The 21,618-nt window shown below is 73.0% G+C and carries 16 protein-coding genes; 6 read left to right on the top strand and 10 right to left on the bottom strand.

Features of this window, described 5'->3' with window-relative positions; genetic code table 11:
* Positions 1 to 21: 21 nt before the first annotated feature.
* Positions 22 to 1,740, bottom strand: a complete 1,719-nt coding sequence (locus FH609_RS03210; protein WP_139673669.1) for an ABC transporter substrate-binding protein — start codon at positions 1,738 to 1,740, stop codon at positions 22 to 24.
* Positions 1,741 to 1,775: 35 nt separating this feature from the next.
* A complete protein-coding gene (locus FH609_RS03205) occupies positions 1,776 to 2,777 on the bottom strand; it encodes a LacI family DNA-binding transcriptional regulator (RefSeq protein ID WP_139673666.1) in 1,002 nt (333 codons plus the stop codon).
* A gap of 374 nt (positions 2,778 to 3,151) precedes the next feature.
* Between FH609_RS03205 and FH609_RS03200 the strand changes: the two genes are divergently transcribed.
* Positions 3,152 to 4,126, top strand: coding sequence for a TIGR03557 family F420-dependent LLM class oxidoreductase (locus FH609_RS03200; protein ID WP_139673663.1), 975 nt, complete (start codon positions 3,152 to 3,154; stop codon positions 4,124 to 4,126).
* A 62-nt stretch (positions 4,127 to 4,188) separates the two neighbouring features.
* Here FH609_RS03200 and FH609_RS03195 read toward each other — a convergent pair whose 3' ends face one another.
* Entirely contained in the window at positions 4,189 to 6,078 is a 1,890-nt protein-coding gene (locus tag FH609_RS03195; protein ID WP_226961362.1) for a Dyp-type peroxidase, read from the bottom strand.
* Between the two features lie 388 nt (positions 6,079 to 6,466).
* On the opposite strand from FH609_RS03195, the gene FH609_RS03190 reads away from it, so the two are divergent.
* From FH609_RS03190 to FH609_RS03180, 3 genes are all read left to right on the top strand, one after another.
* Complete coding sequence (locus FH609_RS03190; protein ID WP_139673659.1) at positions 6,467 to 7,009, top strand: type 1 glutamine amidotransferase domain-containing protein; 543 nt, start codon at positions 6,467 to 6,469, stop codon at positions 7,007 to 7,009.
* A 63-nt stretch (positions 7,010 to 7,072) separates the two neighbouring features.
* A complete protein-coding gene (locus FH609_RS03185; protein WP_139673656.1) occupies positions 7,073 to 8,293 on the top strand; it encodes a Vms1/Ankzf1 family peptidyl-tRNA hydrolase in 1,221 nt (406 codons plus the stop codon).
* A 242-nt stretch (positions 8,294 to 8,535) separates the two neighbouring features.
* The gene (locus tag FH609_RS03180) at positions 8,536 to 10,386 is read left to right on the top strand and encodes a transketolase (RefSeq protein ID WP_139673653.1); all 1,851 of its coding nucleotides are present in this window, start codon (positions 8,536 to 8,538) and stop codon (positions 10,384 to 10,386) included.
* A gap of 26 nt (positions 10,387 to 10,412) precedes the next feature.
* Here the strand turns inward: FH609_RS03180 and FH609_RS03175 are convergent, their stop codons facing one another.
* Complete coding sequence (locus FH609_RS03175) at positions 10,413 to 11,498, bottom strand: hypothetical protein (protein ID WP_139673651.1); 1,086 nt, start codon at positions 11,496 to 11,498, stop codon at positions 10,413 to 10,415.
* Positions 11,499 to 11,584: 86 nt separating this feature from the next.
* Positions 11,585 to 11,953, bottom strand: coding sequence for a tetratricopeptide repeat protein (locus FH609_RS03170; RefSeq protein ID WP_193318085.1), 369 nt, complete (start codon positions 11,951 to 11,953; stop codon positions 11,585 to 11,587).
* Positions 11,954 to 12,092: 139 nt separating this feature from the next.
* On the opposite strand from FH609_RS03170, the gene FH609_RS03165 reads away from it, so the two are divergent.
* The gene (locus FH609_RS03165; RefSeq protein ID WP_264372789.1) at positions 12,093 to 13,526 is read left to right on the top strand and encodes an MFS transporter; all 1,434 of its coding nucleotides are present in this window, start codon (positions 12,093 to 12,095) and stop codon (positions 13,524 to 13,526) included.
* A 108-nt stretch (positions 13,527 to 13,634) separates the two neighbouring features.
* The gene (locus FH609_RS03160; RefSeq protein ID WP_139673646.1) at positions 13,635 to 14,459 is read left to right on the top strand and encodes an aldo/keto reductase; all 825 of its coding nucleotides are present in this window, start codon (positions 13,635 to 13,637) and stop codon (positions 14,457 to 14,459) included.
* 43 nt (positions 14,460 to 14,502) lie between these two features.
* Here FH609_RS03160 and FH609_RS03155 read toward each other — a convergent pair whose 3' ends face one another.
* From FH609_RS03155 to FH609_RS32255, 5 genes are all read right to left on the bottom strand, one after another.
* Complete coding sequence (locus FH609_RS03155; RefSeq protein ID WP_139673643.1) at positions 14,503 to 15,126, bottom strand: DinB family protein; 624 nt, start codon at positions 15,124 to 15,126, stop codon at positions 14,503 to 14,505.
* A gap of 49 nt (positions 15,127 to 15,175) precedes the next feature.
* Positions 15,176 to 16,018: a LacI family DNA-binding transcriptional regulator gene (locus tag FH609_RS03150; protein WP_139673640.1), complete on the bottom strand. Its 843-nt coding sequence runs from the start codon at positions 16,016 to 16,018 to the stop codon at positions 15,176 to 15,178.
* A gap of 1 nt (position 16,019) precedes the next feature.
* Complete coding sequence (locus FH609_RS03145) at positions 16,020 to 18,491, bottom strand: beta-mannosidase (RefSeq protein ID WP_139673638.1); 2,472 nt, start codon at positions 18,489 to 18,491, stop codon at positions 16,020 to 16,022.
* Between the two features lie 287 nt (positions 18,492 to 18,778).
* Entirely contained in the window at positions 18,779 to 19,705 is a 927-nt protein-coding gene (locus tag FH609_RS03140; RefSeq protein ID WP_139667661.1) for an ABC transporter ATP-binding protein, read from the bottom strand.
* Complete coding sequence (locus tag FH609_RS32255) at positions 19,702 to 21,612, bottom strand: dipeptide/oligopeptide/nickel ABC transporter permease/ATP-binding protein (RefSeq protein WP_319789576.1); 1,911 nt, start codon at positions 21,610 to 21,612, stop codon at positions 19,702 to 19,704. The genes FH609_RS03140 and FH609_RS32255 overlap by 4 nt, the downstream gene beginning before the upstream one ends.
* Positions 21,613 to 21,618 lie beyond the last annotated feature (6 nt).

Raw genomic sequence — 21,618 nt, 5'->3', positions numbered from 1 at the left:
TGGCCTCGTTGCTGGCGGGCGTCAGCCGTCGGCCGGTTCCAGGTTGAGCACGACCTCCAGGGCGTTCCGCTGGGTCGGCTGCGGCGGCGCGTAGGGGTCCTCCTCCGACGGCCAGCCGACCCAGTTCTGGGTGCTGTACTCGGCGCCGACGGGGGACGCGACGGTCGGGATCATCGGGACCTGCTCGACGAAGATCCGCTGAAGCTCGTTCATCGCCTCGGCGCGGGCCTCGTCGTCGGTCGCGTTGGCGTACTCCCGCAGCGCCTCGCCGGCCTCCGGGGAGTCGAAGCGCCCGAAGTTGCCGCCGGGGGACGCCTCGCCGATCGGCTGGAGCAGCGCGTCGTCCATCACGTGCTGGTAGGTGTCGTACGGGGTGGCGCCACCGTTGGTCCAGTGCAGGGTGGCGTCGAAGCCGCCGGCGTCGACCGAGTTGCGCCAGCCGTCGACGGTCGCGGTCTCGACGGACGCCTCGATGCCGATCTCGGCCAGGTTGTCGGAGATCACCGACAGCGAGGTCAGGTAGTCCGACCAGCCGGCCGGGTCGATCAGCGACATGGTGACCGGCTCGCCCTCGGGCGTCAGCAGCGCGTCGCCCTCGAAGGTGTAGCCGTTCTCCTCCAGCAGGGCGCGGGCGCCCTCGACGTCACGCTCCTGCACCACGCCCTGGTACTCCGGCGCGAGGAAGGACTCGCCGGCCGGCAGCGGCAGGCCGGTGGGGCTCTCCACGACGGGGAACGCGCCGGCGTGGCCCTGCTCGTGGATGGCCTGGCGGTCGATGACCATGTTCATCGCCTGGCGCAGCACCACGTCGTCGAACGGCTCGCGCTCGGTGTTGATCCACAGGCCGTGAATGCCCAGGCCGGTGGGGAACCAGAGGTTGAAGTTGTCCGGGTCGTGGGAGAGGTAGACGTCCTCGAAGTTCGGGATGAAGACGTAGGACCACTCCAGCTCGCCGTTGGCCAGCGCCGTGGTGGCCGCGTTGTTGTCGTTGTAGCCGGTGTAGCGCAGCTCCTCGACCTGCGGCAGGTCCTGCCAGTACTCGTCGCGCCGGGTCAGGGTGATGGTCTGCGGCGTGAAGGTCTTCAGGGTGTAGGGGCCGGTCCCGATGGGCTCCTGGTCCTCGTAGGTCTCCGGGTTGTCGACCTGTGACCATATGTGCTCGGGAACGATGTAGGTCTGGTAGATCTTGACCTGGTTGACAAACTGGGAGGACGAGAAGGTCACGGTGACCGTGTTGCCCTCCTGCGTGATCTCCTCGAAGGGGATCGCGCCCGCGTTGAGGCCGGCGTGGTCCTTCAGCAGCTGGAAGGTGAAGGCGACGTCCTCGGCGGTGAACTCCTCGCCGTCGGACCAGGTCGGGCCCTCACGGACGGTCAGCTCCAGCTGGGTGAAGTCCTCGTTCCAGGACCACTGTTCGGCGAGCCAGGGCTTGCCCTCCTCCTCGGGGGCGATGCCGTTGGTCATCACCAGCGGTTCGTAGATCATGGCGCGGTAGCCGAGCGAGGCGCTGGCCGAGGTCTCCAGCAGCGGGTTGCTGTTGTTGGCCTGCGGGCCGTTGGGCATCCCCACGGTCAGGACGCCGTCGCCGCCGCTGTCGCCGCCGTTGTTGTTCCGGTTGCTGTTGGCGTCGGAACACGCGCCCAACAGCGAGAGGGACAGCACAACGCCCGTCGCCACAGCAAGGGTTCTGCGGGATCGTGATTGGACTCTCACGGATTTGCTCCCAGGGTGATCATTCATGGTTGTGAATAAGGATGACGAGCTGGGGGGGACGGTCAGCCCGGCGCCGAGGACCGGATGACCAGTTCGGTGGGCAACACGACGGCGTCCGGCTCCAACGTGGTGGCACCGCTGAGGTGGTTGAGCATCCGCCGGGCCGCCGCCTCGCCCATGGCCTGCATGGGCTGGCGGACGGTGGTCAGCGAGGGCTCGGTGTACGCGGCGATGGGGATGTCGTCGAAGCCGATGACGGCGACGTCGTCGGGCACCCGGCGGCCGGCGGCGCGCAGCGCGTGGAGCACGCCGGTGGCGCTGAGGTCGTTGTGGCAGAAGACGGAGTCGAAGGGCAGCCGCTCGGCCAGCGCGTACTCGATCACGCTCTGGCCGCAGCGGACGGTGAAGTCCCCCTCGAAGACCCGGGATTCGGGCTGGGCGGCGCCGTGTTCGGCGAGCACCTCGGCGAAGCCGTGCAGGCGGTCCTGGACGCAGCCGAACTGGGTCGGCCCGGTGACCACCAGCGGCGCGCGGCGCCCCGAGGTCAACAGGTGGTGGGCCGCCGACGCGCCGCCCTCGCGGTTGGTGGTCGCGACGGAGGGGAACTCGGCGCCCTGGCCGCGATCGTCGACCAGGACCAGCGGCAGCCCCTGGTGGTGGAGCGCCGCGATCGAACCCCGGGTGTTCTCCGGCTCTATCACCAGCACCCCGTCGAAGGCCCTGGCCGAGACCTGGCTGGTGAACTGCGCCATCGACTCCTCACCCCGGTTGCAGGTGAACAGCAGCAGTCCGTAGCCGGAGGCCTCCAGGGTGTCGGCCGCGCCCTGGAGCACCTCGCCGACCCAGGGCCAGGTGAGCGAGGGCACGAGCATGGCCAGGGTGCGGCTGTTCCCCCTGGCCAGGCCGACGGCGCGGGAGGAGGGGACATACCCCAGTTCGGCGATCACGGTGCGGACCCGTTCCGCCGTCTCGGAGTCGACCTCGCCCTTGCCGTTGAGCACGCGCGAGACGGTGGTCTTGCTGACCGCCGCGTTACGGGCGACATCGGCGATGGTGACACGCATGGGGCAGGCTCCTCGGCACGCTGAGCTGGGGCTGCCGCGGGCATTCGGCGGCAGCGCCGACACCGGTTCCGGAACCGGTTCCGGCGATGTTGCGTGGGAGTTAATCGTCTGGGTCGAGTGACGTCAATACGTCGCGCCGAATTCTTTTGACGGGGCCTCAACGACCGTCATGCGTTCAAGGGGTGAACAGAGAAAACGTTGCACCATCCCTGACCTGGACGAGTCGCATCATGGTCACGTAACCATCGCGGTATCCACGAGTCGGCCATCCGACGGACTCCTCTCCGAGGGGCGGCCCTGCCAACGCGGCGCCGGCCACCCTCGCTGGCAGCGTGCCAGCGAGGGGGACGGATACGCCAGGCCCAGGGAGCGGTATGCGAATTGGTTACAAACTGGCCGCCGAGGCGTTCGGCCCGGCCGAGCTGGTGCGGCAGGCGGTCCTCGCCGAGCGCGCCGGCTTCGACTTCGTGGAGATCAGCGACCACTACCACCCCTGGCTCGACGTGCAGGGCCACTCCCCCTTCGCCTGGGCGGTGCTCGGCACCATCGCCGCCAGGACCGAGCGGATCGGCCTGGCCACCGGCGTGACCTGCCCGACCGTGCGCTACCACCCGGCGGTCATCGCGCAGGCCGCCGCGACCCTGGCGCTGCTCTCCGAGGGCCGCTTCACGCTCGGCGTCGGCTCGGGCGAGCGGCTCAACGAGCACGTGGTGGGCCTTGAGTTCCCCGACTCGGTGCGGGTGCGGCAGCAACTCCTGCGCGAGGCGCTGGAGATCATCCAGCTGCTCTGGCAGGGCGGCTACCGCTCCTACGAGGGGCAGCACCTGCGACTTGAGGACGCCCGGGTCTTCGACCTGCCGCCCACCCCGCCGCTGCTGGCAGTGGCGGCCGGCGGCGCGGACGCCGCCCGGATCGCGGCCGAGCTGGGCACCGCGCTCTTCGCCACCGAGCCCAGGGCCGACCTGGTGGACGCCTACCGGGAGGCGGGCGGCGACGGCCCCCGGTTCGTGGAGATGTCGGTGGCCTACGCGGCCGACGAACAGGAGGCGGTGCGGGCCGCGTTGACCACCAACCGGTGGGCGGTGACCGGCTGGAAGGTGATGAGCGAGCTGCCGAATCCGGTCAACTTCGAGGCCGCCACCACCACCGTCCGGGAGAGCGACATCCGCGAGCAGTTCGCCTGCGGGGCCGACGTCGAGCGCTACCTCGCCGTCGCCCAGCCCTTCGTGGACGCCGGCTTTGACCAGCTGGTGCTGATGAACGCCGGGCCCGACCCGGACGCGTTCCTCGACTTCTACCAGCGGGAGTTGGACGGTCCGCTGCGCGCGCTGACGCCCCGCCGGGGCTGAGCCGGCCGGGCCCGGGGCGGCGGCGCCCCGGGCCCGGCGCCGGTTCAGCGCGCGGTGTCGGTTCAGTGTGCGGTGTCGGTGCGCCACAGCACCCCGCCGTCGGCCGCCCGCACGGCCACGTCCCCGTCGGCGCCCACCACCAGGACGGCGCCCTCGTTCCCCTCGGTCGGCGTGGCCCAGACCGCCGCGCCGTCGGCGTCGACCAGGGCCAGCCGGCCGTCCTCCCAGAACTCGGCGCGGCCCGAGCGGCCCCCGGTGTAGCCGGCCTGCCAGGTGACCTCCTCCCGGTCGTCGCGGACCCTGAGGTCCCCGTCGTCCTCGAAGCGCAGCCTGGCCTTCCCCGAGCTGATCACCTCGCCCCTGCGCAGCACCATGGGCGCGGCCAGCACCCGGTCCTCGGGCGGCGGCCCGCCCGGCGGGATCTCGCCGGCGGCCAGCAGCCGCAGCGCGGTCAGCGAGGGCGTGAACGCGTAGAGCGCGCCCTCGGTGCGCACGAACTGCCGCAGCGTCAGCGGGACATGGGCGTCCGGCGAGCCGTGCACCGGGAAGGACGCCTGCGAGCCGCGCCCGATCACCGCGTCCCGGCCGACCTGGACCTCGCGCTCGGGGAACGCCTCGGCGTCGACCCAGGAGCGCTGAACGAACTCGAACTGGGCCACCAGATCGCCCTGGTAGGCGACGAAGACCAGGCCGCGCGGCGCGTCGGGACCGTTCTCCGCGCCGCCGGTCGGGTCGAAGCGCTCGCCGTAGGGGACGCCCCTGCGGATGATGCGGCGGCCGTCCAACGCGCCCTTGAGCGGGACGGGTTCGGGGTCGGTGACGCGGGCCAGCAGGCCGTCGCGCGGGTTGGTCTTGCGCAGGTGGGCGCAGAGCGGGACGGCGCGGCCGAGCTGGTCGTCGCCGTAGAGGATGTCGTTGTCCGCCTCGGTCTCCGGGTCCGGGTGCGGGTCGGCGTCGGGGTACTTGGTCAGCGGGGCGCCGGAGCGCCAGCGGCCCATCAGCCGGGCGGCCAGCCACTCGCTGGTGGCGCCCGGCGGGACGGCGTTCCGCTGCTTCAAATCGGCGACCAGGTCGGCCATCTGGGCCCACCAGCCGGGCACGTCCTGGGCGAGGCGGCGCACCACGTGGAAGGAGCCGTCGCGCATCCACTCGGGCAGCCAGTCGGGCAGCCGGTGGTCCTTCTCGTGGCCGACGAGGAACTCGCCGGCCGGGACGATGCGGGTGCCCGGCTTGCCCAGCTGGTGCTCGGGGTCGTCCGGGTCGGGCTCGTCGAAGTCCCGCACGCCCGGCTGGCTGATGCCGTCCTTGAAGCCGAAGTGCTCCCGGCCGCGCAGGCTGCCGGCGAGGGTGCCGGCCGGCTGTTCGAAGACCACCGTCAGCCCCGAGTCCCCGGCCTCGTCGCGCTCCTCCGCCAGCGCGCGCGCCAGGTCCTCGGGCCGGTCGGCGGCCAGGGTGAGCACCGCGTGCACGGCGGGCTGCCCCACGGCGCCGAAGAGCCAGTGCTCGGGGGCGCTGGCGTCGGTGTCGCCGAGCCGCTCGGCCCGCCGGGCCGGACCCTGGAAGAACGCCTCCTGGGTGGTGCCCCTCGGCACGTCGGTGTAGGGGGCGCCGCCGATCAGCTCGGTCAGGCCGGCGTGGGTGAGGCTCACCGAGCGCCAGATGGCGTGGTGCCGCTCCGGGTCGACGCCGGCGCGGGCCCGCCGAGCGCGGCTGAACTGGCGGTTGAAATCGGCCACTTCGCGGGTGGTGGCCACCCGGTGGCGCAGCCGGTCCAGCCACTCCCTGGCCTGGTCCCGCTCGCCGAAGGCCAGCAGCAGCAGGTGGACGTGGTCCTTCTTGAAGCCGGCCAGGATGTCGCCCTGGATCTCGGTGCTCTGGCGCAGCGGGAGGGATTCGGCCTCGGGCGTCGGGCTCTGGGTCGGCACCCGGGCCGACGTGGCTGTCTCGGACACGGCTGTCTCGGACGTGGTGGCGGTGGACGGCTCGGACGAAGGGGGCATCGGCTCTCCGGGACCTCGGACGCGGGTGAACGACGGCTGTCGGTGAACGGGGCGCGGCGGAGGGGGCCCGCCGCCGCGCTGCGGGGAAGCTACCGAGCCGGCGACCGGAATAGACCGTTCCGCCCGAGAGACCACCCCTTCGGGAGGGCTTGGGGTGGGTGGGGTTGACGCGGTGGGTGTCCGATGCGGGGCGTCGCGGGGCCGCGGAAGGGCCGGGCGAGGAATGCGGCGGGGCGGGGTTTTCCGGTGCGTCGCGCCGGTTACTCGGTGCGCGGGTCGGCCCCGGGCGGGGCGCCAGGACCCACGCGCCAGACCAGCGACAGGAACGGTGGACCAGACCATGCGAATCGCGTTTCTCACCGCACCGGAGGGCGTCGAGCAGGTGGAGCTGACCGAGCCGTGGCGTGCGGTGGCCGCGACCGGCGAGACCCCGCAGCTGATCTCCACCAGCGCCGGCGAGGTGCGGGCGTTCAACCACCTCGACCGGGGCGACACCTTCCCGGTGGACGGCACCGTGGTGGACACCTCGCCCGAGGAGTTCGACGCCCTGGTGCTGCCGGGCGGCGTCGCCAACCCGGACGCGCTGCGCACCGACCCCCGCGCGGTGGCGTTCGCACGGGCGTTCTTCGACGCGGACAAGCCGGTGGCGGCGATCTGTCACGCGCCGTGGACGCTCATCGAGGCCGATGTGGTCCGCGACCGGACCCTGACCTCCTGGCCGAGCCTGACGACCGACCTGATCAACGCCGGCGCCCACTGGGTGGACGAGCCGGTCCAGGTCTGCCGGGCCGAGCCGGGCCCGCTGGTGACCAGCCGCGGGCCGGACGACCTGCCGTACTTCAACGAGGCGATGCTGCGCGAGTTCGGCCGGGTCGCCGCCTGAGTCGGGCCGCCGCCCGAGCCGGGCCGCCGCCCGAGCCACCGCAGAACCGCGCCGGAGGGCGTCATGAATCTCGGATTTCTCACCCCCCTGCTCCACGAGCCCGGCCCCTGGGCCTCGGTGTACTACAACACCTCCCAGATCGCGGCGGACGCGGAGGAGCAACTGGAACTCCAGGCCCGGGCGGCCGGCGACCAGCTCGCCGCGCAGGGCGCCGACGCCGCGACCTGTCGGGCGGTGCGCGAGGCGTGCGCCGGGCTCGGCCGCGAGGAGGTCGGGCACGCGCTCTTCGCCACCGGGGGCCGGGTGGTGCTCGACGTCCCGCTGACCGAGCCGCCGCCCTCGCCGCCGATGACCGAGTGGGCGCCGCTGCCCCGGCTGGGCCCGATGCTGGACTTCGGGGAGCGGCGGCCGCCCACCCTGGTCGCGTTCGTGGACCGGGAGGGCGCCGACATCCAGCTGCGCGGCACGCATGGCCGGCCGCGTCCGCTGGACGAGGTCGACGGCCGGGACTGGCCGATCCACCGCACCCGGCGGGCCGACTGGTCCGAGCGGCACTTCACGCTGGCCGTGGAGAACACCTGGGAGGAGAACGCCCGGCTGATCGCCGAGAACCTCGCCGAGGACGCCGCCGACACCGGCGCGGAGCTGCTGGTGCTGGCTGGCGACCCGTTCGAGCGGGCCGCCGTCGCGGAGCGGCTGCCCGAGCCGCTGCGCGCCGTGACCGTGGAGAGCGAGTTCGGCGGTCGCGGGGCCGGCGCCAGGGAGGACCGGCTGGACGAGCGGATCGACGAGGTCAGGGCCGGGTTGCGGGAGCGGCGCGCGGCCGAGATGTACGACCGTTTCCTGGCCGGTCGGGTGGAGACCGACGAGCGCGGCGTCGAGGCGGTCGAGGGCGTTCCGGCGCTGCTGGAGGCGGCGCGGGAGCACCGGATCGACACGCTGCTGGTCCGGCTGGACGGGTCCGACCTGGCCCGGGACGTCTGGGTGGGCGCGGGTCCTGACCAACTGGCCGCGCGCCGCTCGGAGTCGACGTATCTGGGCGAGCCCGACCCGGTGGCGGCGCGCGCCGACGACGCGCTGCTGCGCTCGGCGGCGGCCACCGACGCGGAGGTGGTCGTGGTGGCGGGCCCGGTGCCGGAGGAGCCGCCGTTCGTGGCGCGGGACGGGCTGCCGGCGGGCGGCCTGGGCGCGGTGCTGCGGTGGTCGTACCGGGACGGCGTGCCCGACGGCGGGCACCGGCCGCCCGGCGACATCCCCGGCGGCGGCCCGCGCACGCCGGGGTGAATCAACGGGTCACCCCCGGGGTCCGCGCGCGACGGTCTCGTCAGGACCCACTCGTCAGGACCCGCTCGTTAGGACCAGCCGCGCGCGGGTACCCGGGGGCGCGGACGCCCGGGCGCTCGCGCGGGCCCGGGCGCCCCCAGCGCGAACAGGGCGCGAACACGGCGCGAGCGCGCCGGGAGGAACCAACCGCCGCGAGGCACCAACCGCAGAGCCGGCCGCGCGCATCCGGGAGGCAAGGGCAGATGACATCCGCAGACCAGTACCTGGCCGAGTTGGGTCAGCAGCTCCGGGTGGACGCGGTGCGCGCCACCTCGACGGCCGGCTCGGGGCACGCGACCTCGTCGATGTCGGCGGCCGACCTGATGGCCGTGCTGCTGGCGCGGCATCTGCGCTACGACTTCGACTGGCCCGACCACCCGGGCAACGACCGGCTGATCCTCTCCAAGGGCCATGCCTCGCCGCTGCTGTACGCCGCGTTCAAGGCGGCTGGCGCGATCAGCGACGAGGAGCTGCTGACGTTCCGCACCCTGGGCAGCCGGCTGGAGGGCCACCCGACGCCTCGGCTGCCGTGGGTGGACGTGGCGACCGGCTCGCTGGGTCAGGGGCTGCCCATCGGGGCCGGCGTCGCGCTGGCCGGCCAGCGGCTCCAGGAGGCGGAGTCCCGGGTGTGGGTGCTCAGCGGCGACAGCGAGCTGGCCGAGGGCTCGGTCTGGGAGGCGTTCGAACACGCGGGCTACGAGCGGCTGTCCAGCCTGACCGCGATCCTCGACATCAACCGGCTGGGTCAGCGCGGCCCGACCCGGCACGAGTGGGACCTGGACGCCTACCGGCGGCGGATCGCCGCGTTCGACTGGCACACCATCGAGGTCGACGGGCACGACCCGGCGGCGATCGACGCGGCCTACACCGAGGCGGCGGGCGTCACCGACCGGCCGACCGCGATCCTGGCGCGCACCATGAAGGGACGCGGCGTCGCTGCGGTGCAGGACCGGGAGGGGATGCACGGCAAGCCGGTGCCCGACGAGGCGGAGGCCGTCGAGGAGTTGGGCGGGCCGCGCGACCTGCGGGTCGAGGTGCGCCGCCCGGAGGCGACGACGGTCCCGCGCTCCCCGGGCGGGCCGCAGCCCGAACTGCCGCGCTACGCGGTGGGCGAGAAGGTCGCGACGCGGAACGCCTACGGCGAGGCGCTGGCGGCGCTGGGCGCGGCGCGGCCCGAGGTGGTGGCACTGGACGGCGAGGTCAGCGACTCGACGCGTTCGGAGTTCTTCGCCAAGCAGCACCCGGACCGGTTCTTCGAGTGCTACATCGCCGAGCAGGAGCTGGTGGCGACGGCGGTCGGGATGGCGGTGCGCGGCTGGCTGCCGTTCGCCTCGACGTTCGCCGCGTTCTTCACCAGGGCGCACGACTTCCTGCGGATGGCGACGGTGAGCCGGGTCGGGCTGTGCCTCGCGGGCTCGCACGCCGGGGTGGCGATCGGCGAGGACGGGCCGTCGCAGATGGGCCTGGAGGACCTGGCCATGTTCCGGGCGCTCCACGACTCGACGGTGCTCTACCCGTGCGACGCCAACCAGGCCGCCCAGCTGGTCGCCGAGATGGCCGAGGAGACGAGTGGGCTGCGCTATCTGCGCACCTCGCGCGGCGCCGACCCGGTGATCTACCCGCCGGAGGAGCGCTTCCCCGTCGGCGGCAGCAAGGTGCTGCGCTCCTCGCCCGGCGACCGGCTGACGGTGGTGGCCGCCGGGGTGACGGTGCACGAGGCGCTGCGCGCGGCCGACGAGTTGGGCGAGGAGGGCGTGCCGGTGCGGGTGGTCGACCTGTACTCGGTGAAGCCGGTGGACGCGGCGACGCTGCGGGAGGCGGCCGAGCAGACGGGCTGCCTGCTGACCGTGGAGGACCACCGGCACGCCGGCGGCCTCGGCGACGCGGTGCTGGACGCGTTCACCGACGGCCGCCCGGTGCCCCGGCTGCTGCGGCTGGCGGTGGACTCGCTGCCGGGTTCGGCCAAGCCGGACGAGCAGCTGCGGGCGGCCGGCATCGACGCCGGGGCGATCGCCACGGCGGTGCGGCGCCACCTCGCCGGCCACGGCGCGTGAGGCCCGAGCCGGTGAACGGGGCGGCCTCAGCCGGCGGTTGACGGGGCGCCGCGCGTGGAGCCGGCGAGAAGCTCCTCGGCGGTGGCGGTCAGGGCTGGCAGCGTGCCCAGGGTGCGGCGGGCGCGTTCGGCCAGGTCGGCGGCGGTGCCCAGGCCCAGGTCGGCCAGAAGGGCGGCGAACCCGCCGGCGTGCGCCCGCCGTTGCTCCTCCGTCCCGGCCTCGGCCAGCACCAGCTGGCAGCGGGCCTGGGTGGCCACCAGCCAGAACAGCACCTCGCGGTGGCGGCCGGCCCGGATCAGCTCGCGGCTGGCGTCGATCGCGACGGGCCGCGCCGGCGCCTGGACGTCCGAGCGGAACGGGAACGGGGTGGCGGCGGCGAGGGGCGCGGCCGCGTCGAACGCCTCGGCCAGGGTGGCCAGATGGGCCTCGGCGCGCTCGGCGGTGAGGGTGGCGCAGCCGAGCGCCGCCAGCAGCGGCGGGTAGGCGTCGGGCAGGCCGCGTTCGGCCAGCAGCTCCCTGGTGCGCAGGTAGCGCAGCCGCACGGTGGGGTTGCGCAGCCCGGCGACCAGCAGCACATGGGTGGTGACGCCGGTGGGGAAGAGCCAGCCGAGCACGGCCGCCGGCGAGGGCGGGGCGAGGTCGGGGGCGGTCTCGGCGACATGGGTCAGCCCGTTCCGCGCCCGGGCCAGCGCGTGCTCGTACCGGGTCCGCACCCAGGCGGGCTCGGCGAAGCGCCCGGCCACCGCGCGCCGGAGCCGGGTCAGGTGGCCGGTGGGGTCGGCGATCAGGGTGTCGGCGGGCGGCGGGTCGGCGCGGAACGGGCCGGCCAGGTGGTAGTCGGCGAGCACCGCCTCGGGGCTGGCCAGCTCGGCGTGCGGCACCAGGCTGATCTCGACCAGCGCGCCCCGGTGGAGGAACTTGCCGGGCTTCGTCGGGGGTTGAGGGTCGGTGGTGACGACCATGACGTCGATGTCGGAGCCGCGCGGCACCTCGGCTCCTTCGGGGAGCCCCACCGTCGATCCGCCGAAGTAGGCCCCGGCGAACCAGGGTTGTGCCGCCGCGTTCGTCCGCACCCAGTCGCGCGCGGCCTCGCGCGCCTCCCCGATCAGCATCGGTCCATGGTGCACTCCCCCGGGGCCCGTCGCGGACGACGGGCCCCGGGGCCTCGCGCGGGGACTTGGCCGGCCGGGAACAACGGTCAGCCCGGCTCGCCGAAGCGGGCGGCGGCCAGGTAGTCCGGCTTGGGGTCCAGGGCGGCGGCCAGCCGGAAGTGGCGCAGCGCCTCGTCGCCGCGCGCCGCGCGCTGGAGCGTGCGCGCCAGCGCGAAGTGCGCGTAGGCGTTGTCCGGCTCGCGCTCCACGATCAGCTGGAACTCCTGCTCGGCGCTGCGCAGTTGCGCGCCGAGGAAGAACGCGCGGGCGCGCAGCAGCCGGGCGGAGGTGTTCTCCGGGTAGGCGCTGACCACGGGGTCGAGCAGCTTGAGCGCGCCGCGCGGATCGCCGGCGTCCAGCAGCTGCTCGGCGGCCCGGTAGGCGATGACATGGGTGGCGGGTGAGATCGGGGACACGTGCCCTCCTTGCGTGACATGGCGGGTGGGCGGCGTCGGCACCCTGTGGGTCCGACGGTCGCAACGTCTCCTTCGCACCCGGTATTCCCCGTGGCAGGCCGGGGAGCGCCGCCCGCACCACGGGCTACGCTGAGTGACCGTGCCCGAGAACGAGACCCTGCCCCGCCGTCGCCGGCTGCTGATCCTGGCCATCTGCTGCATGAGCCTGCTGATCGTGAGCCTGGACGTGACCGCGCTCAATGTCGCCCTGCCCGACCTGGGCCGTGAGCTGGACGCCGAGGTCTCCGGGCTCCAGTGGACCCTCGACGTCTACACGGTGGTGCTGGCCTCGTTCCTGATGCTGTCGGGCTCGATGGCCGACCGGCTGGGGCGGCGGCGGGTCTTCCGGGTGGGCCTGGTGATCTTCACCGCCGGCTCGGTGCTGTGCGCGCTGGCGCCGAGCCTGGGCTGGCTAATCGCGTTCCGGGCCGCGCAGGCGGTGGGCGGCTCGATGCTCAACCCGGTGGCGATGTCGATCATCACCAACACCTTCACGGACCGGCGGGAGTTGGCGCGGGCCATCGGCGCCTGGGGCGGGGTGGTGGGGATCTCGATGGCGATCGGGCCGATCGTGGGCGGCGCGCTGGTGCACTCCTTCGGGTGGCGTGCCATCTTCTGGCTGAACCTGCCGATCGGGCTGGCCGCGCTCGTGCTCACCACGCTCTTCGTGCCGGAGTCGCGGGCGCCGAGGCCCCGGCGGCTGGACCCGGTGGGGCAGCTGCTGGTGATCACGCTGTTGGGCGCGCTGACGTTCGGAATCATCGAGGGCGGGCGGGCCGGCTGGACCTCGCCGCTGCTGCTGGCGGGCGTCGGGGTGGCGGCGCTGGCGCTGGTGGGGTTGCTGGTCTACGAGCCGAGGCGGCGGGAGCCGCTGGTGGAGCTGGACTTCTTCCGCAGCGTCCCGTTCAGCGGGGCGTTCGTGATCGCGATCGCGTCGTTCGCGGCGCTGGCCGGCTTCCTGTTCCTGAACACGCTCTACCTCCAGGACGAGCGGCACCTCAGTCCGCTCCAGGCCGGGCTCTATCTGCTGCCGATGGCGGCGACCACGCTGGTGTTCTCGCCGCTGTCCGGGCAGTTGATCGGGCTGATCGGCGGGCGTGGCCCGCTGGTGGTGGCGGGCGTGACGATCGCGTTCAGCGGGGCGTGGCTGTCCGGCACGGACCCGGACACCTCGCTTGCGGTGCTGTTCACCGGCTATGTGCTGTTCGGCGTGGGCTTCGGGCTGGTCAACGCGCCCATCACGCACACGGCCGTGACCGGGATGCCCAAGGCGCAGGCCGGTGTCGCGGCCGGGGTGGCCTCGACGGGGCGGCAGGTGGGGTCGGCGCTGGGCGTGGCGGTGGTGGGCACGGTGTTGGCGGCCGGATCGCGGGCGGCTGGCTGGTGGGTGATCAGCGGCTGTGGCGCGCTGGTGCTGCTGCTGGGCGCGCTGACCACGGGGGCGCGGGCGCGCCGCACGGCGGACCGGGCCGGCGGCGGCAGCGAGGGCGATGGCAGCGGCGGGGGCGACGGCGGGGAACGGGGCCGGGGCTGAGGGGCCGCCGTCCCGAATGGCCGGGCCGGCGCCCGAGCCCTAGCGTGGTCAGCGCAGGGGGTGCCGCACGGCGCCGAAGACCGGTGAGGACCAGCGAGGAGAGCCGTCATGCCGTCGATCCCGGATGTCACCCTGAACAACGGCGTCACCATGCCGCAGCTCGGCTTCGGCGTCTTCCAGGTGCCAGACGACGAGACGGCCCAGGCCGTGGGGACCGCGCTGGAGGCGGGCTACCGGAGCATCGACACCGCCGCCGCCTACGGCAACGAGCGCGGCGTCGGGCAGGCGCTCGCCGCCTCCGGCATCCCCCGTGACCAGCTGTTCGTCACCACCAAGCTGTGGAACGACGACCAGGGCCACGACCGGGCGCTCGCCGCCTTCGACGCCTCGCTGGAGCGGCTCGGGCTCGACCGGCTCGACCTCTATCTCATCCACTGGCCGGCGCCGGAGCAGGATCGCTATGTCGACACCTGGCGGGCCCTGGAGCGGCTGTACGCGGACGGCCGGATCCGCGCCATCGGGGTCTCCAACTTCCATGTGACACACCTCCAACGGCTGATGGACGAGACGGGGATCGTGCCGGCCGTCAACCAGGTGGAGCTGCACCCGGGGCTGCCGCAGGTGGAGCTGCGGGCCTTCCACCGGGAGCACGGGATCGCCACCGAGGCGTGGAGCCCGCTGGCCAAGGGCGGGCTGCTGCGGGACGCGTCGCTCGGCCGGGTCGCCGAGCGGCACCACGTCACGCCCGCGCAGGCGGTGCTCCGCTGGCACCTCCAGCTCGGGAACATCGTCATCCCCAAGTCCGTGACGCCGGAGCGCATCCGGCAGAACCTGGACGTCCTCGACTTCACGCTGGACGAGGACGACATGGCGACGATCGCCGCGCTGGAGTCCGACCTGCGCACCGGGCCGCACCCCGACACCTTCGGCTGAGCGACGCGCCCGGGCGGCCCGGGCGGCCCGGGCGGCCCCCGGTTCAGTCGGCTATGAACCCGCGCGCCACGTCCTCAAGGCGCCGGCGGTAGTCGGCCCACCAGTCGGCGTCCGTGGCGGGCAGGTTGTCCCCCGGGGTGCGCAGGCCGACCGCGCCGTCGATGAGCTCCCGCAGGATGTCGGCGTGCCCGGCGTGCCGTTGGAGGTCGACGATCGTGTGGACGGCGATCCGGTGCAGGGTGACCTCGGCGCGCTCCGGGGCCCACCAGGGCACCCGGCCGCGCGTGTCCAGCGGCAGCTTCTGGATCACCGCGTCGGAGTGCTCGCCGACCCTGCGGTACTCGGCGATCAGGTCCCGGCTGGACTGGTCGGCGGTGGCCCACATGTCGACGTTGGGCTCGTCCTCGTGGAAGGTCCAGGAGAGCGGCTCGACAGGCTGGTCGAAGACCACGCCGAAGTAGTCGTGCTCGACGAGGGTGGCGTGCTTGACCAGGCCCAGCAGGTTGGTGCCGGTGGGGGTGAGGGGCCGGCGCCGGTCGTACTCCGAGAGCCCGTCGAGCTTCCAGACCAACGCGTCCCGCGCCTCCCGCAGGTAGTGCAGCAGATGGGCCCTCGTCGCGTCGTCGGTCCGGTCGGGCTGGTCTGGCTGGGCGGCGGTGCTCGTCATGCCGCCCACTCTGCCATCCGCCTCTGACAGTCGGGCCGGCGCGCGGGCCTCAGCCGGTGACGGGAGCCGTCGTGCCCCGGGGAACGAAGCGCGGGGCCGGCGACCAGCGCGGGGTGACCGGCCGGCCGTCGATCAACTCCAGCACGGACTCGGCGACCGAGACGCCGAACTGGTGGACATCCACGCTCATCGTGGAGAGCGCGGGCGAGGCCAGCCGGCACATCGTGGAGTCGTCCCAGGCCAGCAGCGACAGCTGCTCCGGCACCCGGACGCCGGCCGCCTTGGCCGCCCCGAGGCCGGCCACCGCCATCACGTCGTTGTCATAGATGATCGCGGTGGGTCGCTCGGCGCGGCGCAGCAGCTTCTCGGTCAACTCGGCGCCGGACTCGGCCGAGTAGTCGCCCTCGACGATCACCGGCTCGATCCCGGCGGCCCGGCAGCCGTCCGTGAGGGCCGCCGTCCTGGCCCGGGTGTGGACCAGGTCGCTGGGCCCGGTGACCCGGGCGATGCGCCGGTGGCCCAGCTCCAGCAGCCGGGCCAGCGCCTCGCGGACCGGCCCGGTGCTGTCGGTGACCACGGCGGGGACGTCGGGGCCGCCGTCCCAGGCGCCCACCATGATGGCGGGCAACCCGAGACCGGCGAGCACATCGGGACGCCGGTCACCGACGGTCAGGTTGACCACGATGACGGCCTCCACCAGATCGCGCTCGGCCCACCTGCGGTGGGTGGCGATCTCCTCCTCGTGGGTCGCGACCACATGGAGCAGCACGGACAGACTGCGCTCCGCCAGCGTCTCCTCGATGCCGGCGATGAACTCCATGAAGAACGGCTCGACCCCGAGCAGCCTCGCCGGCCTGGCCAGGACCAGGCCGACGGCCTCCGAACGTCCCACCTCAGCTCCGCGCCGCCGCGTGCAGCGAGTTGACGGAGCGCAGCACCAGCGGCGCGGTCAGCTCGGCGGGGTCGATCTCGGCGGCGGTGCGCACCTGGAAGGTGTGCGACTCGCCGGCGAGCAGGGTCACCAGCGCGTCGTCCACGACGGCGTCCGGGGCAGCCCGGTCGGCGAGCAGCGCCACGTCCCTGGCGAAGGACGAGGCGGTCACCTCGACCCGGTAGCCGTCGGCCACCCGGGTCACCCGCGCGGTGAGCGCGGCCGGGTCGTAGGCCAGGTCGCGGTCCTCCTCGAAGTAGTGGAAGGAGCGGGTCTCGCCCACCGTCGCCACCAGTACCTCCCGTCGCGCTTCGGCCGCCTTCAACAGCGAGTCGGCCACGTCGAGTTCGGCGGCCGAGCGGGCCGCCACGCCGAGGGAGATGGTAGCGGTCTCGCGCACCTCGCCGTCGAACGTGACCCGCTCCAGGCGGAGTTCGCCGGCCCACTCGGTGCCGGTGTCGTTGACGGCGACCAGCGCGGTCCGCCCGTTCCTGGGCTGGAAGGTGAGCAGCCGGGGGGCGTAGACGTGCTTGAGGCCGTAGTACAGCGGCTTGGGCCGCTCGTCGCCGTCGATGGCCGCCCAGGAGGTCACCGGCCAGCAGTCGTTGAGCTGCCAGACCAGCGAGCCGGTGGTGCGCGGCCAGTAGGAGCGGAAGTGCTCGATGCCGAAGACGACGGCCCTGGCCTGGTTGAGCTGGGTCGCCCAGTGCCAGTCCTCGAAGGTGTGGGTGTCGGGCAGGTGCGGGGCCATGCCGCGGTCCAGCTTGCCGTTGCCGTCGTCGGCCTTCTGGTGGAGCAGGAACGCGGGCGAGGTGGCGGTCAGCGGCCGCTCGGTGATGGCCTCGGTGAGGGTCGCCCAGGTCGGCGGGCCCTGGAAGCCGAACTCCGAGCAGAACCTGGGGGTGTGGTCGCGGTAGGTGGTGTAGTCCACGCGGTTCCACACCTCCCACTCGTGGCGGGTGCCGTGGTCCTGGTCGTTGGGGTGCAGCTCGGTCGGGTGGTAACCGGGGCTGTTCGGGCTGCCGGCCGAGTAGGGGCGCTCGGGGTCCAGCTCGGCGATGACGCGTGGGAACAGGTCGGTGTAGTAGCCGTAGCCCCAGGTGGCGCCGTTCAGGTCCCGCTGCCAGCCCCAGTCCATGTAGCCCCAGAGGTTCTCGTTGCCGCCGTTCCACAGCGCCAGCGAGGGGTGCGGGGTGAGGCGGGCGACGTTCTCCCTGGCCTCGGCCTCGAACTCGGCCCACAGCTCGGGCTCCTCGGCGTAGGTGGAGCAGGCCAGCAGGAAGTCCTGCCAGACCAGCACGCCGCGCTCGTCGCACAGGTCGTAGAAGTCGTCGGTCTCGTAGATCCCGCCGCCCCAGATGCGGAGCATGTTCATGTTGGCTTCGACGGTCTGGTCGATGCGGCGGGCGAGGCGCTCCCGGGTGATCCGGGTCAGGAAGTGGTCGTCGGGAATCCAGTTGGCGCCCTTGGCGAAGATCGGCTGGCCGTTGACCACGAAGGTGAACGGGGTGCCGTGCTCGTCCGGGGTGGTGTCCACGGTGATGGTGCGGAAGCCGACCCGGCGCTCGAAGGTGTCCAACGGGTCGGCGCCGGCGGCCAGTTCGACCGTCACGTCGTAGAGCGGCTGGTCGCCGTAGCCGACCGGCCACCACAGCTCGGCGTCGGGGACGTCGACGGTGAGGGTGGCGCTGGTGGCGTCGGCGGGCACGGTGGCGGTGGCGGTGTGCCCGGCCACGGTGGCGGTCACGGTCAGCTCGCCGGCCGCGCCGAGGCCGGAGCGCTCGATGTCGGCGTGCACGGTGAGCCGGCCGGCGCCGTCCTCGGTGACGCTGGCCAGCGGGCGGACGCTCGCCAGCCGGGCGACGCGCCAGCGCTCCAGGGTGACGGGCTTCCAGATGCCGGCGGTCTGGAGGTCGGGGCCCCAGTCCCAGCCGAAGCTGCACGCCATCTTGCGGACGGCGTTGAACGGGTGCGGGTAGACGTGCGGGCGCGGGCCGAGGCGGCGCTCGGCCTCCTCGGCGTAGGCCAGCGCGGAGCGGAAGGTGACGACCAGCTCGGCGGGGGTGCCGTCCAGCAGCTCGCGCACGTCGTAGCGGTAGGAGCGGAACATGTTCGCGGTCGAGCCCAGGGTGCGGCCGGCCAGCTCGACGGTGGCGACGGTGTCGAGGCCATCGAAGACCAGGTCGACGCGCTCGTCGTCGGCGGCCGCCGGGGCGTCGACGGTGGTGGCGTAGCGCCAGTCCGTGCGGTGCGCCCAGACCAGCTCCTCCTCGACGCGGTTCTGGTAGGGGTCGTTGATCAGTCCGGCGTTCAGCAGGTCCAGGTGGGCGCTGCCCGGCACGTGGGCGGGCACGGTGCGCCCGGAGATGTTCTCCGGTACCGGACCGGCGATCGCCGTCAGCTGCCAACCGTCGTGCAGGGCATGGCGGATCATCGTGATTACTCCCAGGTGGTGACGAGCTCAGACCGGTTGAGATTGTTATGGTGCCGAATTAAGTAAGTCAACAGCGTCTCCCCTCTCCTCCTCCCTCGCCTGGACCGTAAGGCCGGATTTCTGCGGATATATCGCCAACCTCGTTCGAAGCCCTGGTGATCCAGATCACACTCTCTGAGTCGAAGGGCATTCGACGACGATCACCGTGGATCACCCCGGCACGGGGTGGGGGCGGCGGTCGAAACCGCCGCCCCCACCCCGTACGAGCCCCGCCCCGGCCTCCCGGATCAGGGGCGGGCGACCTCGGGTCCCGCGCCCTGGAGGGGCACGGAGACCGGCCGGTCGAACTCGTACCAGGAGCCCGTGGTGTGGTCGTAGCCACGCCCCAGGTCCTCGCGGGTGATGGCGCCCGGCGAGTCGGCCAGCGAGCGGCCCCGCTCGTCCGGGTTGGGCGCCGCCTTCGCCAGCAACTGGGTGTAGGAGTGGCGCGGGTTGAGGATCACCTCGTCGGCAGGGCCGCGTTCCACCACCCGCCCCCGGTACATCACCAGGATGTCGTCGGAGAAGTGCCGCGCCGTGGCGAGGTCATGGGTGATGTAGAGCACCGCGAGGTTGTCCTCGCGCTGGAGCCTGGCCAGCAGGTTGAGCACGCCCAGCCGGATCGAGACGTCCAGCATCGAGACCGGCTCGTCGGCGATCACCACCTGCGCCCCGGGCGCCAACGCCCGCGCGATGGCGACCCGTTGACGCTGGCCGCCGGACAGCTCGTGCGGCCGGCGGGGCGCCATGTCCTCGGCCGGGGTCAGGTTGACCCGCTCCAGCAGCTGTTCCACGCCCCTGCGGGTCTCCTCCGCGCTCCGCGCCCGGCCGTGCAGCCGCAGCGGCCGGGACAGGTGGTGCTCGATGGTGTGGAACGGGTTGAGCGAGGCGAACGGGTCCTGGAAGACCATCTGCACGTGGTCGCGGTACTCCCGGTCGCGGACCGGGGTGCCGTCCTCCTTGGTCGCCACGATGCGCCCGCCGGTCGGCTTCTCCAGCCGGGCGATGGTCTTGGCCACCGTCGACTTGCCCGAGCCCGACTCCCCCACCAGCGCCACGGTGCGGCCCGGGGTGAGGGTGAACGAGACGTGGTTGACCGCGCGCAGCGTCGAGCGGCGCAGCCCGGAGCGGATCGGGTAGTCCTTGACCAGGTCGCGGACCTCCAGTGTGGTCATGGCTGCGCCCTCTCGTTCGCGCTCGCCGCCGGCGGTTCGGTCCGCGACGCGGACTCGCCGGTGCGGATGAAGGAGCCACGGTCGCCCGTCAGGCTGGGGAAGGACTCCAGCAGCTTGCGGGTGTACTCGTGCCGTGGGCTGGCGTAGATCTCCTCGGCCGGCGCGTACTCGACGATCTCACCGGCCCTCATCACCGCGATGCGGTCGGTGAGTTCGAGGAGCAGCGGCAGGTCGTGGGTGATGAAGATGACCGCGAAGCCCAGCTCGTCCCGCAGCCGGATGATCTCCCGCAGGATGCCCCGCTGGACCACCACGTCGAGCGCCGTGGTGGGCTCGTCCATGATCATCACCTGCGGGTTGAGCAGCATGGCCATGGCGATCATGACCCGCTGCCGCATCCCGCCGGACAGCTCGTGCGCGAAGGAGTCGAGCCGCTGGGGGTCGACGCCCACCAGGGTCAGCACCTCGGCGCACCGCGCCCGCCGTTCCTCCTTGGACATGCCGGGCTCGTGGGTGGTGAGCACGTCGTCCAGCTGCTCGTGGATGGTGATCACCGGGTTGAGCGAGTTCATCGCGCCCTGGAAGACCATCGACAGCTTGGACCAGCGGAACGCCCGCAACTCCTCGTTCTCCAGGGCCAGCAGGTCGATGTCCTGCCCGGAGCGGTCGTGGAAGGTGACGGAGCCCTCCGTGACCTCGGCCGGCGGCCGGTGGAGTCGGTTGATCGCGTAGGCGAGGGTGGTCTTGCCACAGCCGGACTCGCCGGCCAGGCCCAGGATCTCGCCGCGCCGCAGGGTGAGCGAGACGTCCTTGACGGCGTGCACCGGGCGTTCGCTCCGGTAGACGACGTTGAGCCCCCTCACCGTGAGGACCAGGTCGTCGCGGCGCTCGGCGGGCGACGACTCGGTGACCGCCTCGTGCCCGGCGACGGCCGCCTCGGCGACGTCGCCAACGGCCTTGACCTGACGGGTGATCCGCAGCTTGGGGTTGATGATCTCGTCGATGCTGAAGTTGATCAGCGCCAGGCCGCAGCCGAAGAGCGCGATCAGCAGCCCCGGCGGAACGAACCACCACCAGGCCTCGTACTGGAGCGCGAAGCCGTTCTGGGCGAAGTAGAGCATGGTGCCCAGGGTGTGGCTGTTGGACGCGCCCAGGCCCAGGAAGGACAGGCCGGCCTCGGCCAGGATCGCCGCGATGACGGCGAAGACGAACTGCGAGGCCAGCAGCGGCAGCAGGTTGGGCAGGATCTCGACGGAGACGATCCGCCACCGCTTCTCCCCCGCCACCCGCGCCGCCGCGACATAGTCGCGGTTGCGCAGCGAGAGGGTCTGGGCGCGCAGCACCCGCGCGGCGGCGGCCCAGCCGGTGACGGCCAGCACCAGCGCCACCGTCCACCAGCCACGGTCCTCCGCCGGCACGAAGCCGGCGACCACGATCACCAGCGGCAGGCCGGGGATGACCAGCATGATGTTGGTGAACAGGGAGAAGCCCTCGTCGATCGCGCCGCCGAGATAGCCGCCGACGATGCCGAAGAGCGCCGAGAGCAGCGTGGCGAGCACGCCGACCAGCAGGCCGATCTGGAGCGATCCTCTGGTGGAGTGCGCCAGTTGGGCCAGCACGTCCTGGCCGGTCTGGGTGGTGCCCAGCAGGTACTCGCCGCTGGGCTCGGTCATGCCGATCGGGTCGATCGCGTTGGGGTTCTGGAAGAACGGCGGCCCGACGATGCCGAAGAGCGCGATGCCCAGCACCAGGAACAGGCCGATGCCCAGCTTGGGCGACCAGCTCGGCAGCAGGGCGCGCAGACCGTTCTTGCCCCGGCGCGGTGCCGTGGCGATCGGGTCGGTCGTGCCCCCGATGGGCGGCGCGCCGTCGTCGGCGCCGCCGGGGAGCGGACTGAGATTGGTCACGTTGCC

Source organism: Streptomyces sp. 3MP-14, from assembly GCF_006334905.2.
In the GTDB taxonomy this organism is placed as follows: domain Bacteria; phylum Actinomycetota; class Actinomycetes; order Streptomycetales; family Streptomycetaceae; genus Streptomyces; species Streptomyces triticirhizae.
This window is presented reverse-complemented; position numbering and strand designations above follow the sequence as displayed.

Excerpts from the sequence above, each read along its gene's own strand:
- FH609_RS03160 (WP_139673646.1), top strand. The coding sequence starts at position 13,635 with ATGCCGTCGATCCCGGATGTCACCCTGAACAACGGCGTCACCATGCCG.
- FH609_RS03155 (WP_139673643.1), bottom strand. The coding sequence starts at position 15,126 with ATGACGAGCACCGCCGCCCAGCCAGACCAGCCCGACCGGACCGACGAC.
- FH609_RS03180 (WP_139673653.1), top strand. The coding sequence starts at position 8,536 with ATGACATCCGCAGACCAGTACCTGGCCGAGTTGGGTCAGCAGCTCCGG.
- FH609_RS03205 (WP_139673666.1), bottom strand. The coding sequence starts at position 2,777 with ATGCGTGTCACCATCGCCGATGTCGCCCGTAACGCGGCGGTCAGCAAG.
- FH609_RS03185 (WP_139673656.1), top strand. The coding sequence starts at position 7,073 with ATGAATCTCGGATTTCTCACCCCCCTGCTCCACGAGCCCGGCCCCTGG.
- FH609_RS03200 (WP_139673663.1), top strand. The coding sequence starts at position 3,152 with ATGCGAATTGGTTACAAACTGGCCGCCGAGGCGTTCGGCCCGGCCGAG.
- FH609_RS03190 (WP_139673659.1), top strand. The coding sequence starts at position 6,467 with ATGCGAATCGCGTTTCTCACCGCACCGGAGGGCGTCGAGCAGGTGGAG.
- FH609_RS03140 (WP_139667661.1), bottom strand. The coding sequence starts at position 19,705 with ATGACCACACTGGAGGTCCGCGACCTGGTCAAGGACTACCCGATCCGC.
- FH609_RS03145 (WP_139673638.1), bottom strand. The coding sequence starts at position 18,491 with ATGATCCGCCATGCCCTGCACGACGGTTGGCAGCTGACGGCGATCGCC.
- FH609_RS03175 (WP_139673651.1), bottom strand. The coding sequence starts at position 11,498 with ATGCTGATCGGGGAGGCGCGCGAGGCCGCGCGCGACTGGGTGCGGACG.
- FH609_RS03210 (WP_139673669.1), bottom strand. The coding sequence starts at position 1,740 with ATGAATGATCACCCTGGGAGCAAATCCGTGAGAGTCCAATCACGATCC.